Genomic DNA, 13,483 nt, shown 5'->3' with positions numbered 1-13,483 from the left:
CACGAGGGTATTGACATGAAACGCCAACTTCTGATTTGCCTCGCGGCATCGTCGCTGTGCGGATTGAGCACCTCTTCAGGCGCCGATGGTTTCGCAACCTGGAATGCCAAGAGCGGCGCCTTGTCCTACTCGATCTTCAACCTCAGCGGGAATAACTGCACCCTGACGGCCTATGGGGCGACCCCGAATACGTCTACGACTATGGATTCCAGCTCAATGGCTGCTAGCGCAGGTTGGAACAGTCTCTTCGACGGCAACGTAATAACCCCTGGATTCTTCGGTCAATTCTCCCTCAACGGCCCTGGTATTAAGCCTTGGCCATACGTTGTCTTCTACGGAGACAGCTCGCCGATGCAGGAGATTTACAACTACTCGGGTTCGGGTACGGGCGTGAGTATGGGGGCCGCCCTAAACTATCCATATTCGCCAACTTCTATAGGCGTCGGCAAAGGCATCTCGTTCGTGGAACCCACGATCCAAATAGGCAGCCAGCCGAACCCTGCCGCGGCCGGCGATAGTTGGGAGATCAACTGTATCGGCGGTGATCCCATTGTGATGGCTAACCTCGCCTCGGCCGGCGATAGTCTTGGCTCCGGGCTGTTGTGGCACGCCCAAGATTACTTCGTGTCAAATGCCCTGATCAACCCGCCCGCGCCGCCCACGAATGTTGGGCCTTACTACAATCCACCCTCACCCTCGGGCAATGTCAACGGCCAGGGTTTTGTCAGCAGCGAGGACATGGTCTTCAACCTGAACCAGAATCCGGCCGACGCAAATTATGTGGGGACCGGTGGTCTCTGGTTGGGTATTGAAAACCCCAATACCCAAGGCGCCAATACCCAAGCTGTGTACAGCCTGGTACCGAGTATGTTCCCGGTCAATCTGTCCAGCTACACCCAACCGCAACAGGAAAACAACAACGGCAATACCCAGTGGCAGTCCTATATCTATGGCGCTCATTTGACCTTTGCCATCGGAGATCCCTTTATCATAAGCAGTTTTGCCGCAAAGACGCTCTGGTATCTGGCAACTTCGCAAAGCAATCTGCTGGGCGACAGTACCTTAACGAATGGTGATAACATCAGCACCATTAACCCACCAAACTTACCAACTGCAGGAGTGTTTCCATCGTCTTCCAATGCCCAAAACTATATCGATAGCCTGATGTACTCGACCGCCCAGGCGGGCTATGTCGTCAACGAGGCAATCACTGCCGCCAGCCAAGCCAACGACCATGAGAGCTTCTGGGGTAAAGTCTTTTCGGCGCTGTTCAATGTGACCATGACGGCAATCGATGTCGGTGCAGCGGTGGCGACCGGAGGGGCAAGCGACGCGGCCCAGGTCGGGATCCAGACCGCCGTCAATACCACCACCGGTGGCTTGCAGACGGCCGGGGACAACGCCATCAACAGCGCCTACACCACCAACACCACCATGGGTGCGCCGACGACGCAGACCGCACCCCTGGCCTACAACAGCACCTTCGCCTCGTCGAATCTGCTCGGCCTGATGCTGACTAATTTCTACGTTCAGTACCAAGTCAATTCCTTCACCTCGAATACCGGTAACCCCAATCCGTTATGGTCCAATGCACTGATATACACGACAGAGGCTGGTACTCCAGGAGCCTGCTCGGACATACAAGTGTCAGCGAACTTATTTAGCCCGAATACTGAATGCACATATCTTACCAGCTCTGGTAGTGTCAGTAGCGCCACGCAAGCAGGTGGCCAGTATTCCAACGTTTGCTTAAAGTATGGTTCGGGGGGTGATGACTACTGTAGCAATCGTGGTTTAACGGGGAACCAATTGAATATCTGGGATGCGGTCATGACTGGATCCACGGTCGGCACCGACAGCAACGGCCAGCTCGCGATTCAGAATCCCTCAACCTGGACCTTTCAGCCGCCGACTTTGATCAATAATGATACGAATATCGCGCAGATTTCGACGACTTTCAATCTAAACACAGGTGCGTTGACGCTTGTGAACTATGTTAATGCTTCGGCCCCCCCAACGACGCAGCCCGAAATCATAAACGCCACGGCGAGCTATGGAAGCCCTACCTGCGGCACGTTAACTTATGAACCGCTTAATGTGCAGTATGATTCGACAACGGGAATGCTGTCGAGTAAAGGCTGGCAATCGGGATGTGAGGGGGATCTTGATGTTAATCAGGGTTCCAATGCTGATCCTAATTACAATGCCTCCCTGAATGTGGCGACCTGTCAAGCGGGCTCGAATGTTAATTTTGTGATATCCGGAGGTGAGCAAAACGGAATTGAGGATGACTGGCGTGATGGGCCAAACAGTGTGTCGCTGGTGTGCGCAAGCCAGAATACTACTACGGCCGAGGTGGTCTTGGACTACAACAATTGTGTCCAGGACCAGAGCGCTACCGGCGGTGTCGTCGTAGGGTTGAATGATAATGGTAACGAGGTGGCTCTGGCATGCGCCTGCATTCCCAGCTATGTCAGCGGAGAGGAAAGTGAACCTGAGTATGGTTGCTACGCGACCTCCTCGGGGACAACAGGCACTCCTTGCGTAGGGACGGGGTCGTGCAGCAATAACACCACCGCGTCGAGTACGGCGGTCGATTAGGTCCGAGCCGTCGCACCGGGGTCAGTGGGATCGAGCGGGCAGATGAGATCGTTCTGCGATGCCGGAGCCCCACCCTACAGCCTGACCCTGCCGAAGAGTCGAGCCGGCGCTCCGCCGGCTCGATTGGTTCAACCTCTCATCGCTCAAGCAGCCGACTAGCCCGCGCCGTTCGATAATCCTAGAAAGAGCAGTCGGCTGGCCGTCACGGTACGTCCCGCGTGGTGACCGGCAAGGCGCAACCCGGCATCATCGCGGGTCTACGGCAGCGGGTTGCAACGCATTCCAGACGCCTCGGCCATCACGAGCGGCCATCAAGTGTCAGAATTTCGTTAGAAGTCGCGCCCGACGGGGTCCGTATAATCCGCAGGTGTTGCAGGGTTTGCGGCTCGCCTTCGGTGAAACGGCGCTGGATTGCCGGTGCGTGCCTTCGAGAATTCCCCTCTCCTTGCCGCACGTCATTCCCTCCCCGCGGCGCATCGATCAGCTTGTCGGTCTGCGCCCTGCAACATGACCCCGCGGCAGGCGTGGCTCGGGACGTCCCCATCGTGCGAGCCCAGCCTGTCGCAGCCCCGGCCCGCGGCCCCGTCGTCCGGCCGTCTACACGATTTCCGGCAGTTGACCGCTTCGTGCCGTATGCAAGGGTTTGATGCGGTTGATGATCTTGGTCATCTGAAGCCTCACCTGCCGGGTGATGACCGCTACGGTCCCTGGAGCACGCCTCGCGCGGCGCTCGACTGCGTTGCAACTCGTTGACGTAGAAGTACTAAGCGCCGCCTCGTTGCGCCTCGCCGGGCACCGCGCGGGACGCACTCCAGGGCCGTTCAACTGCCGGATCTAGGTTAAAAGGGTTAAGGTACTCATGATTTCTGTCCAATCCGACTGGTCCCCGCGGACGGACGACGTTCCTGCCGTACCCGGCCACACGGGATGCGGTCGAGGTCCGCTCTCGACGCAGTCCGAACAGGCGTTTAGTCCTCCCAGCGCCCATGACCGGGAATGGAGACCTGTTTTTCGTTGTAGATGCCCTCGGCGGCGCCGCGGTGGCAACTGTTGCATTGGCTGAAGCTGCCGACCTTCGGGTTGCCCGTCACCAGACGGGCCGGGATCTCGTCATGCTCATGCATGAAGTAACGGGTCTCGGTGATCCGCGGTAGCGACGTCCCATCGGCCTGCACCGATTGATTCGCGCTGACGGCAAAGGCCCGCGAGCGCGAACGCTCGGCTTGGTCGGCCGAGTTGTTGAGCAGGAACGCGGTGATATCGGTGCGGACCTCGTCGGTCAGCGAGGCGTCGTCGCCATAGTGGTTGCTCAACCCGGCGGGACTCATGATCTGCGTCCAGGCATCGCCGGGCAGCAGACCCGGCTGATAGGCCATGTGGCAGGAGCCGCACTCCTCGCTGTAGGTCGCATTCACGACCGGGGCGACATCCGGGCGCGACTTCACCCAACCCCCGCCTTTCTCGCGTTTCTCGTGATCGTCGTCGTCGGAATCGCCGAGGGCCAGGCCGACTGCGCCCAATGAAAGGAAGGCGATGGCCAGCATGGCGATCGTTTTTGTCGATGTCTGCATGGGAGTCAGCTCCTGATTACTGGGTTTCGATATAGCTGATGAAGTCGCTCTTCTCCTCGGGGGTGCATTCGCGCCCGAGGGTCCAACGACAATTGCGCAGCAGCCATTTCTCGACCTTGGCCTGATCCGTCAGACGCTGCGGATTGACCGAGGGCGCCAAGGGCTCGATGGTCTTGTTGGTGACCGCGTGTCGGCCGGGCTTGGTCAGGTCACGGTTGTGGCAGGTCACGCAGCTGCGCGCGGGCGAGCCGTCGGTTTGCGGGTATTCCTTTGTCCAACCCGTGGCGCCCGCCGTCGCGTCGCCGGCCAAGGACGCGATCGGAAGGGCCATCGCGCCGGACACGATGATCAGAATGGCGAGAATCGGTTTCATGTCGCGTTTCATTGAATTTCCTTCCGCTTCAGTCCGGTGATCATGCCGCCGATCAGGTTTTCCCGATGGGACAGGCTGGAGAAGATGACGCCGGCCACGTGGGCGACGATGAGGACGAGCGTGAGATTGGCCATGACCTCGTGGACCTCCTCGAAGAAGTGGCCCCAAGACCCCGGCAGAGCGCTCATCATCGGTGCCAACGGACCGGAGAGTTCTTCCGCGCCGTAGACCGCCAGACCGCTCAGTCCGGTCAAGACGACCGCGACCATCAGGGCGATCACCATGGCGCCCCCGGCCGGGTTGTGGCCGAGATAGCGTGGTGCGCGCAGCCGCAGGGCGTCCCGGACATAGGCCAGGACGTCGCTCGGCTTGCGCACGAAATCGCTGAAACGCGCGTGGCGGGTGCCGATCAGGCCCCAGACCAGGCGCACGGCGATCAGGGCCAAGACCAAGTAGCCGGCCCAGACATGCACGCCGAGGAGGTCGTCCTCGACGATGAAGGCGGTGGCGAATCCGCCGGCCAGCGCCCAGTGGAAGATTCGGACGAGAGGATCCCAGACGCGGACGCGTTCCGGGCTTTCGTGTTGGGTGATCGCCGGTGCGATCATGGCTTCGTTGGTCATCTCATTGCTCTCCTGATCTCTGCGTTGACAAGGGTTCGGCCGCGATCGGTCGTGGCCCGGGTGCAGATTACGAGGGAGAGCCTGACGAAACCCTGTGAGGCATTGTCAGCGAACGGTCAGCTTGGTTCGGTCCATAATGCATCCCATGAACACACTGCGCTTGCGTCGCCGACTCTTGGCCGCCGTCATGGTCTCGACCATGGCGCCTGCAATGTCCCTCGCGGGCCACCGTGGAAGCGAGGGCGCCGATCGTCATGATCACGACCGCGCCAGACAGGCGCTGCAGCAGGGCGAGGTTCGATCGATCGCCGAGATCCTGAAGCGAGTCGAGGCGCAGGTGCCGGGCGAGGTCATCGAGGTGGAGCTCGAGCGCAAGCGACGCTCCGGAGAAACGCGCTGGGTCTATGAGATCAAGCTCATCGCCCCGGACGGGCGACTGCTGGAGGTGTTGGTCGACGCGCCGACGGCGGAAATCCTTGTGGTGGAGGAGGACTGATGCGCCTGCTTCTGGTCGAGGACGACACGCGTCTTGCCGAGGGCCTGATCGCCGCACTGACGGGTGCGGGTTTTGTCGTCGAGCACGAGACCGACGGCGAGGTTGCCTGGTTCAAGGGCGATACCGAGGGCTACTCGGCCGTGATCCTGGACCTTGGACTGCCGAGCATGGACGGGCTCTCGATCCTGCGCAAATGGCGGGCGAACGGGCAGCGTTTTCCGGTACTCATCCTGACCGCGCGAGGCGATTGGCATGAGCGGGTCGAGGGTATCGACGCCGGTGCCGACGACTATCTGCCCAAGCCTTTCCGGATGGAGGAGCTGCTGGCGCGTCTGCGCGCCCTGGTGCGCCGGTCCGCCGGTCAGGTCAGCGCGGTGCTCGTCAACGGCCCGCTCGTTTTGGACACTCGGCGGATGGCCGTGACGGTCGAGGGTGTCCCGATTCATCTCTCCCCGCAGGAATACCGTCTCGTCAGTTATCTGATGCAGCATGCCGGCCGCGTCGTCTCCCAGCTCGAGCTCACCGAGCAGCTCTATGCCCAGGACTTCGAGCGCGAGTCCAACGCCGTCGAGGTTTTGGTCGGACGCGTGCGTCGCAAGCTCGGGGTCGATTTGATTCAGACGCGGCGTGGGTTCGGGTATTTGGTCGAGGATGCGTATTGAACCGCGTCCGGCCCCGCCGCTCTCTACGCGCCCGCCTCTGGATCGGAGCCGCACTTTCCATCACGCTGGCCCTGGCGGTGGCCGGTCTCGGTCTGCTGACCCTCTTCGAGCGCCATGTCGAGCGGCGTATCGGCGAGGAGCTGCGCGCGCAGCTCAACCAGCTTGCTGCGGCGATGACCATCACGCCGGAGGGGGAGGTTCAGCTCGCGCGTGAGCCGGCCGACCCGCGTTTCGCTCAGCCCTTGAGCGGGCTCTATTGGCAGATCGACGGCCCGGCGCGGCCGGGGTTGCTGCGCTCGCGCTCGCTCTGGGATCATCTGGTCGAGTTGACCGACGACGACCTGGATCCGGGCACCGTCCACGCCCACGAGGTCATGGGTCCGGACGCGCAGCGCTTGTTGGTGCGCGAGCGTCGGATTCGCCTGCAGGCGGCCGGCGGGCTGATGCCCTTGCGCCTCATGGTCGGGGTCGATCGGGCGGAGTTAATCGCGGCGCGGGATGCCTTCGCGGCCGACATGCTTCCCTATCTTGCCCTCATTGCACTGGTCTTGGCGCTGGCGACCTTCGTTCAGATCCAGACCGGTCTTGCGCCGCTCGACGCGGTGCGACGCGGTCTCGGCGAGATTCGCACCGGCCGGGCGCGGCGGCTCGCCGAGGGCTACCCGGACGAGGTCATGCCGCTGGTCGGCGAGGTCAACGGGCTCCTCGAGGCCCGAGAGCAAGCGATCGAGCGCGCGCGGGCCTGGACCGCAGACCTCGCTCACGGACTCAAAACCCCGCTGAGCGCGCTGGTGGCCGATGCACAGCGCCTACGCGAGCAGGGCAATGCGCCGCTGGCCGATGATCTGGAACACTTGGCGATGGGGATGCGACGGCGGGTCGAGCGCGAGCTGGTGCGTGCCCGGTTGCGCTCCGGGGCCGACATCCATCAGGCCGGCGCCGATGTGGTCGAGACCCTTCACCGACTGCTGCGCACGCTGCAACGCACCCCGGAGGGCGCGCGCCTCGACTGGCAGCTGGTCGCACCCGCGCAGGCCCGGGCCGCGGTCATCGGCGACGATGTGCTGGAGCTGCTGGGAAACCTGCTCGAGAATGCAGCCAAATGGGCGCGGACCGAGGTGGATATCCGGGTGAGCGTCGGCGATCGCATCGAGATCGATATCGAAGACGATGGTCCCGGTGTCCCGGCGGAGCAGACACCGCGGCTCGGCGAGCGTGGTTTGCGTCTCGACGAGCGCAGAGAAGGCAACGGCCTCGGACTCGCGATCGTGCGGGATGTCGTCGACGCCTACGGCGGGGTGCTCGACTTCGCGCGCGCGCGCACAGGAGGACTCTCTGTCCGGGTCCAGCTGCCGCGGGATCAGTCCGAATCATTCTCAGCGGATTCATGAGCGTCCGCAGCGCTTGGGTCAGCGGCCGTCCCGCTGGATGTCGCTTTCGAGCGGTTTTCCCGGATCTCTTCGCTGAGCTGATAGACGGCCATCGCGTAGAGGTTGCTGTGGTTGTACCGGGTGATGGCGTAGAAGTTGCTGAGCCCCACCCAGTATTCGTCTTCGACCCCGTCGAGCCGGATCAGGCTCGCGGGGACGTCGGCCGACAGGGTCTCGTCCCACGCGACCCCCGCGGCGCGTAGGTCGCCCGCGGTCGTGTCGGGCAGGGCGGGGCTCTTCTCGACCACCGTGATCCCGGCGGGGACGCCGGAGCGCAGCTCCGCCGCAAAGGCGACCGGCTCGCCGGGGCGCCATCCGTGCTGTTTGAAATAATTGGCGACGCTCCCGACGACGTCCGCGTTGCTGCCCCACAGGTCGCGCCGACCGTCTCCGTCGAAGTCGATCGCATAGTTGCGATAGCTCGAGGAGATGAACTGTGGCTTGCCCATCGCCCCCGCATAGGAGCCGACGGCCCCGAGCGGATCGAGCTGCTCTTCGCGACTGAGCACGAGAAACGCCTCCAGCTCCCGGCGGAAGAAGGTCGCCCGCCGTGGATAGGAGAACCCGAGCGTGGTCAGCGCATCGATCACCCGATGCTTGCCCACATTGGCCCCGTAGTTGGTCTCCACCCCGATGATGGCGACGATGATTTGCGGGGCGACGCCGTAGTCGGCCTCGACGCGCGCAAGCAGATCGGCGTTCTCGCTCCAAAAGGTCACACCGCCGGCGATCCGCGCGGGCGTGACGAACAGCGCCCGATAGTCGCGCCAGGGTTTGGCCTCGTAGGGCCGATTCATGGCGTCGACGATGGCCTGACTGTAGCGGGCATTCGCCAGCACGCCTTCGAGATCTGCCGAATCGAACCCGTGGCGCTCGACCATCTCGCGCGCGAACACATCGGCCTCAGCGGCATAGCTGGCCGGCTCGGCGTGCAGCTGCGACGCGACGAGCGCCAAGCATCCTGCGACGAGGCATCTTGCGAAACACAACTGACGGGCGACGGGCATGGAAGGCACCTCGTTGAATGGTGTTGACGTCGGACGCGACACGTCGCGCGAAGCGCTCCCGCCGGGGCTGCGCTCATCGACGCGTCGCATGGGTCGGGCCGCTGCCGAGACTCTCCGTACCATCGCAGGCGTCACCCGCGAGAGCGTATACGATGGGTGTGTATCCCCATGATGATGCCGAATCCAACCATCAGGGTCACCATCGAGGTGCCGCCGTAGCTGATCAAGGGCAGCGGAACACCGACAACCGGCAGCAAGCCGGTGACCATCCCGGTGTTGACGAAGACGTAGACGAAAAACACCAGGGTCAGAGCACCGGCCAAGAGACGCCCGAAGCGGTCTTGCGCCCGTGCGGCGATGACCAGACCGCGCAGGATGATGAAGAGATAAAGGGCGAGCAGGGCCAGGATCCCGGTAAACCCGAACTCCTCGCCGATGACCGCAAAGATGAAGTCGGTATTGCGCTCGGGCAGGAACTCCAGATGCGACTGGGTGCCGTTCAGCCAGCCCTTGCCGTCGATCCCGCCCGAGCCGATCGCAATCTTGGACTGGATGATGTGATAGCCGGACCCGAGGGGGTCGGACTCCGGATTCAGGAAGGTCAGCACGCGATCGCGTTGATAGTCGTGCAGACCGATCCAAACGAGCGGCGTCACGGCGGCGGCGACGGCCGCGAGCGCGAGGATCATGCCCCACCCCATGCCGGCCATGAAGAGCGCCACCACGCCCGCACTGGCGACCAACAGCGCGGTTCCCAGATCCGGTTGCTTGGCGATCAGCACGACCGGGATCAGGGTCAGCACGGCCGAGAGGACCACCCACACGAGCTTCGGCGGCAAGGCACGGGCGCTGAGCAGCCAGGCGAGCATCATGGGCACCGCGAGCTTCAGAAGCTCCGAGGGCTGAAAGCGCACGAAGCCGAAATCCAGCCAGCGCTGCGCCCCCTTGCCGATATCCCCGAACAGAAGCACCGCAATCAGCATCGCCACCCCGACCCCGTAGAGCAGCGGCGACCAGCTGCGCAGCCGCGCCGGGGGGATCTGTGCGACCGCGATCATCAGGGCGAAGGCAACCCCCAGCCGAATCAACTGCCGCTCGACCGCGACGGGATCCTGATCGCTCGCGCTGAAGAGCACCATCAGGCCGAAACCGCACAGCGCCAGCAGGGCCACCAGCAGGGGGGCATCCAGATGAATCCGTTGCCACAGACCGCGATGTCCCCGATACAACGCGTCATCCGGAAAATAGCTGCTCGATCTAATCGCCACGCTCGCCTCCGACATCGGTCAAGACGGTCGCGCCGCCCAGGTAGGCATCCATGATGCGACGGGCGACGGGCGCCGCGGTGGCGCCGCCCCCGCCGCCGTGCTCGACGATGACCGCGATGGCGATACGCGGATCTTCCACCGGCGCGAAGGCGACGAACAAGGCGTGGTCATGCAGGTGCTTGGGGAGTGTCGCGGCATTGTAGCGTTGGTTCTGGCCGAGGCTGAAGACCTGGGAGGTCCCGGTTTTGCCGGCGATGCGGTACTCGGTGCTGCGGATGCGCCGGGCGGTGCCGGATTCCACGACCTTGGCCATGGCGTTGACGATCTGGTCCCATTGCTGTTTCTCGCCGAGCTCGATGGTATGCGAGAGCATCGGCAGCTGCTCGGCCGCGGGCGCACCGGGAGCCTGTGCCGCCCGCGCCACCTGCGGACGAATCACCTTGCCGTGATTGGCGACCGCGGCCGTGGCGACCGCCAGTTGCAAGGGTGTCGCCAGGAAGGACCCCTGACCGATGCCCACGATCAGGGTCTCGCCCGGAAACCATGCCTGCTTGCGAACCCGTTGCTTCCATTCGCGCGACGGCATGAGTCCGCCCAGCTCGCCGGCGACATCGATCCCGGTCAAGGACCCGAAGCCGAAGTCCGAGAGAAACCCCGAGAGTCGGTCGATCCCCATCCGGTTGGCCAGATCGTAGAAATAGACGTCGCACGACTGCACCAGCGCCTGCTCGAGGTTCACGGCGCCGTGACCGCCGCGGCGCCAGCAGCGAAACCGATGCGAGTGTCCGGGCAGACTGAATGCGCCCGAGCAATAGGTCGCGCGTCGCGAGGTCGTCACCCCCGCGGCAAGGCCGGCGAGGGCGACAAATTGTTTGATGGTCGAGCCCGGCGGATACTGTCCGCGCACCGCTCGGTTGAACAAGGGCTTGTCCGGCGAGCTCAACAGGGCCTGATAATCGGTTTGACTGATCCCTTCCACGAACAGATTGGGGTCGAAGCTCGGGTTGCTCACGAGGGCCAGGACGCCGCCGTTGCGTGGATCGATGGCAACCACGGCCCCGCGCTCCTCGCCGAGCGCCTCTTTCGCCACCTGCTGCAGGCCGATGTCCAGATACAGATGCAGATCCTTGCCGGAGACCGGCGGGCGGCTCTCGAGGGTCCGGATCACCCGGCCGCGGGCGTTGACCTCCACCTGCTGGTAGCCGACCTGCCCGTGCAGTAGCGCCTCGTGAGCCTTCTCCAAGCCGCTCTTGCCGATGAACTGGCTCCCCGCATAGTTACTCTTGTCGATGCGGGCGAGCTCCTGCTCGTTGATCCGTCCGACATAGCCGAGCACATGAGCCGTGTGCTCGCCGAGCGGATAGGTGCGCACCAGCTCGGCGCGGATGTCCACGCCGGGAAAGCGGTGCCCGTCGACCGCGAACCGCGCGACCTCCGCCTGGGTCAGATTGAGCCTGATCGGCACGCCCTGGAAGCGCATGCGTTGACGCTTCTGACGCTCGAAGCGGTTGCGATCCTGTGGCTCGATCCGGATCAACCGGGAGAGTCCCTCGATCGTGGCCTCCAGGTCGCCGACCTTCTCGATCGTGATGTCCAACGAGAAGGACGGGTGGTTGTCGGCGAGCAGCACGCCGTTGGCGTCGTAGATGAGTCCGCGTGCCGGCGGCAACGGCTGGACCTTGACCCGATTGTCGCGGGACAGGACGGTGAAATGGTCGTGTTGATCGACCTGCAGATGGACCAGACGCACCACGACGAGCGACAAGGCGGCGATCGCGAGCAATCCGGCGATGAGCGCTCGGATCGAGACGAGGCGGGCCTCGCGTTTGCGGTCTTCCAGATTCGCTTCGAGCATTAAACCGCGCTCGGAGTGACGGTCGAGGTCGGTGGGCGGATCTTGCCTTTGCGGGTCCCATCAGCCTTGGAGTCGGCGCGGTTTAAGGATGTCAAATTCAAAATCATATATTTTTTAATATTTTAAACCGCGCCGACTCCAGAGGTCGACAAGTCCGGCGGGGCCGATCCCATCCAAGAACCTCGCGTACCGCGCCGGGCGCGGTTTAGACCAAACCGACACGGCGTCCGAGATCGCTTAGGATCACGAAGAGCCAGGGCCAGAGCAGCAGACCCAGCAGGGTCGACACCCAGTAGACCAGGGAGGGTATCGGCTGGCCGGTTGCCGCCACGACCCACAGGTTGAGCAGCCGCTCGACCAGCAACAGGACCCACACGAAGAGCGACTGTTGCCACAAGGGGAAAAGTCGGATCCGTTGATGCAGCTCGACCGCGGCATAGGCGACGAGCGAGAGCCCCAGCGCATGCTGCCCGAACAAAGATCCCGAGGCGACATCCAAGGCCAAACCCGCGGCGAAGGCCGAAAAGACCCCGAAGCGCTCGGGCACGGTCAGGCACCAATAGAGCGTCACGAGCGCGACCCAGGGTGGCCTGAAGGCATCGATCCCGGCCGGCATGGGCAGGATGGAAAGGAACAGGGCGACCAGCACACTGGCGAGGATCAGCCAGCCGCCGCGCGGCGGAGCGTCGGTCATCGTACGGCGCCTTTGCGCGTCTCGGCACTCGTTTCGGCGCCCGGCTCGGCGTCGGTGAGGGCTTGCTGGCGCATCTGCGGATCGAGGGTCCAGACCAACAGGACCTCGCGGCTGCGGTCAAGCCGGGCGGTTGGCTCGGCCAGCACGGTGGTAAAGGGATTATCCGGATCCTGACGCACCGTCGTGACCCGCGCCACCGGGTAGCCCGGCGGAAAGCGCTCGCCCATCCCCGATGTGACCAGCAGATCGCCCTCGCGGATATCGGCATTCTTGGGGATGTAAAGCAGCTCCAGCTCCTGTCCCACGCCTGACCCGGCGGCGATGCTGCGCAGACCGTTGCGATTGACCTCCACCGGGAGTGAATGATCCGAGTCGGTGATCAGCAGCACAATAGACGAGAAGGGATTGGTGCGGATCACCTGTCCCATCACGGCATTGGCATCCAACACCGGCTGCCCCACGAAGACGCCCGAGCTTGTCCCTTTGTTCACCATCACCAGCTGCCGCGAGGGCGTGAGATCCACCGCGAGGATCTCCGCGATGAGCACCCGCTCGCCGATGTTGAACGACGAGCCTAGCAGGTCGCGCAATCGCATGTTCTCGGCCTCGAGCGACTCGAACTGCTGCAGGCGAGCCTTCAGCAGCAGGTTTTCGCGATTCAGTGCGGCATTCAGGGTCCGCAGCTGTGCTGCGTCCGTGAGCTGCTCCTGCGTGGAGCGGATGAGTGCGGACGGCACGTTCACGGCCAAATGCAGCGGATGGGCCAAAACGGACAATAGCGAGCGCACGCGGTCGAGATGGTCGAACCGGTGGTCGGCGATGATTAGGCCCAGCGCGCATACCACAGCCAGGGTGACCCGGAGGGCGGGCGACGGACCGCGAATGAACAGCGGTTTGATGGGA

At 63.4% G+C, this 13,483-nt stretch carries 12 protein-coding genes; 4 read left to right on the top strand and 8 right to left on the bottom strand.

Annotated elements, in window-relative coordinates; translation table 11 throughout:
• Positions 1-15: 15 nt before the first annotated feature.
• Entirely contained in the window at positions 16-2,601 is a 2,586-nt protein-coding gene (locus tag BDD21_RS06860; protein WP_120796520.1) for a hypothetical protein, read from the top strand.
• 968 nt (positions 2,602-3,569) lie between these two features.
• Here BDD21_RS06860 and BDD21_RS06855 read toward each other — a convergent pair.
• The 3 genes from BDD21_RS06855 to BDD21_RS06845 are packed head-to-tail and all read right to left on the bottom strand — an operon-like array spanning position 3,570 to position 5,168.
• The gene (locus BDD21_RS06855) at positions 3,570-4,172 is read right to left on the bottom strand and encodes a diheme cytochrome c (protein ID WP_120796519.1); all 603 of its coding nucleotides are present in this window, start codon (positions 4,170-4,172) and stop codon (positions 3,570-3,572) included.
• Positions 4,173-4,188: 16 nt separating this feature from the next.
• Complete coding sequence (locus BDD21_RS06850; protein WP_425470278.1) at positions 4,189-4,503, bottom strand: DUF1924 domain-containing protein; 315 nt, start codon at positions 4,501-4,503, stop codon at positions 4,189-4,191.
• A gap of 50 nt (positions 4,504-4,553) precedes the next feature.
• Complete coding sequence (locus BDD21_RS06845) at positions 4,554-5,168, bottom strand: cytochrome b/b6 domain-containing protein (RefSeq protein WP_211334987.1); 615 nt, start codon at positions 5,166-5,168, stop codon at positions 4,554-4,556.
• Positions 5,169-5,313: 145 nt separating this feature from the next.
• Between BDD21_RS06845 and BDD21_RS06840 the strand changes: the two genes are divergently transcribed.
• From BDD21_RS06840 to BDD21_RS06830, 3 genes are read left to right on the top strand one after another with little or no spacing between them, the layout of a single operon-like run.
• The gene (locus BDD21_RS06840; protein ID WP_342769595.1) at positions 5,314-5,664 is read left to right on the top strand and encodes a PepSY domain-containing protein; all 351 of its coding nucleotides are present in this window, start codon (positions 5,314-5,316) and stop codon (positions 5,662-5,664) included.
• A complete protein-coding gene (locus tag BDD21_RS06835) occupies positions 5,664-6,326 on the top strand; it encodes a response regulator (protein ID WP_120796517.1) in 663 nt (220 codons plus the stop codon). The genes BDD21_RS06840 and BDD21_RS06835 overlap by 1 nt, the downstream gene beginning before the upstream one ends.
• Positions 6,323-7,717 (top strand): sensor histidine kinase, encoded by a 1,395-nt coding sequence (locus BDD21_RS06830; RefSeq protein WP_120796516.1) that lies wholly within the window; start codon positions 6,323-6,325, stop codon positions 7,715-7,717. The genes BDD21_RS06835 and BDD21_RS06830 overlap by 4 nt, the downstream gene beginning before the upstream one ends.
• On the opposite strand, the gene mltB is transcribed toward BDD21_RS06830, so the two are convergent.
• The 5 genes from mltB to mreC all read right to left on the bottom strand — a co-directional run bounded on the left by mltB (position 7,687) and on the right by mreC (position 13,464).
• The gene (gene mltB, locus BDD21_RS06825) at positions 7,687-8,763 is read right to left on the bottom strand and encodes a lytic murein transglycosylase B (protein WP_120796515.1); all 1,077 of its coding nucleotides are present in this window, start codon (positions 8,761-8,763) and stop codon (positions 7,687-7,689) included. The two genes, BDD21_RS06830 and mltB, sit on opposite strands and share 31 nt — an antisense overlap.
• Before the next feature lie 131 nt (positions 8,764-8,894).
• On the bottom strand, positions 8,895-10,031 hold the full coding sequence (gene rodA / locus BDD21_RS06820) for a rod shape-determining protein RodA (protein ID WP_120799787.1): 1,137 nt from the start codon (positions 10,029-10,031) through the stop codon (positions 8,895-8,897).
• A complete protein-coding gene (mrdA, locus tag BDD21_RS06815; protein ID WP_120796514.1) occupies positions 10,021-11,886 on the bottom strand; it encodes a penicillin-binding protein 2 in 1,866 nt (621 codons plus the stop codon). The genes rodA and mrdA overlap by 11 nt, the downstream gene beginning before the upstream one ends.
• Positions 11,887-12,091: 205 nt before the next feature.
• Entirely contained in the window at positions 12,092-12,580 is a 489-nt protein-coding gene (gene mreD / locus BDD21_RS06810) for a rod shape-determining protein MreD (RefSeq protein WP_120796513.1), read from the bottom strand.
• Complete coding sequence (gene mreC / locus BDD21_RS06805) at positions 12,577-13,464, bottom strand: rod shape-determining protein MreC (protein ID WP_281269174.1); 888 nt, start codon at positions 13,462-13,464, stop codon at positions 12,577-12,579. Before mreC ends, mreD begins: the two co-directional genes overlap by 4 nt.
• Positions 13,465-13,483: the final 19 nt, after the last annotated feature.

Origin of the sequence: Thiocapsa rosea, from assembly GCF_003634315.1 — a bacterium.
Taxonomy (GTDB): domain Bacteria; phylum Pseudomonadota; class Gammaproteobacteria; order Chromatiales; family Chromatiaceae; genus Thiocapsa; species Thiocapsa rosea.
Note: the sequence above shows the minus strand (reverse complement) of the source record. Positions and strands in the feature narration are given on the sequence as shown.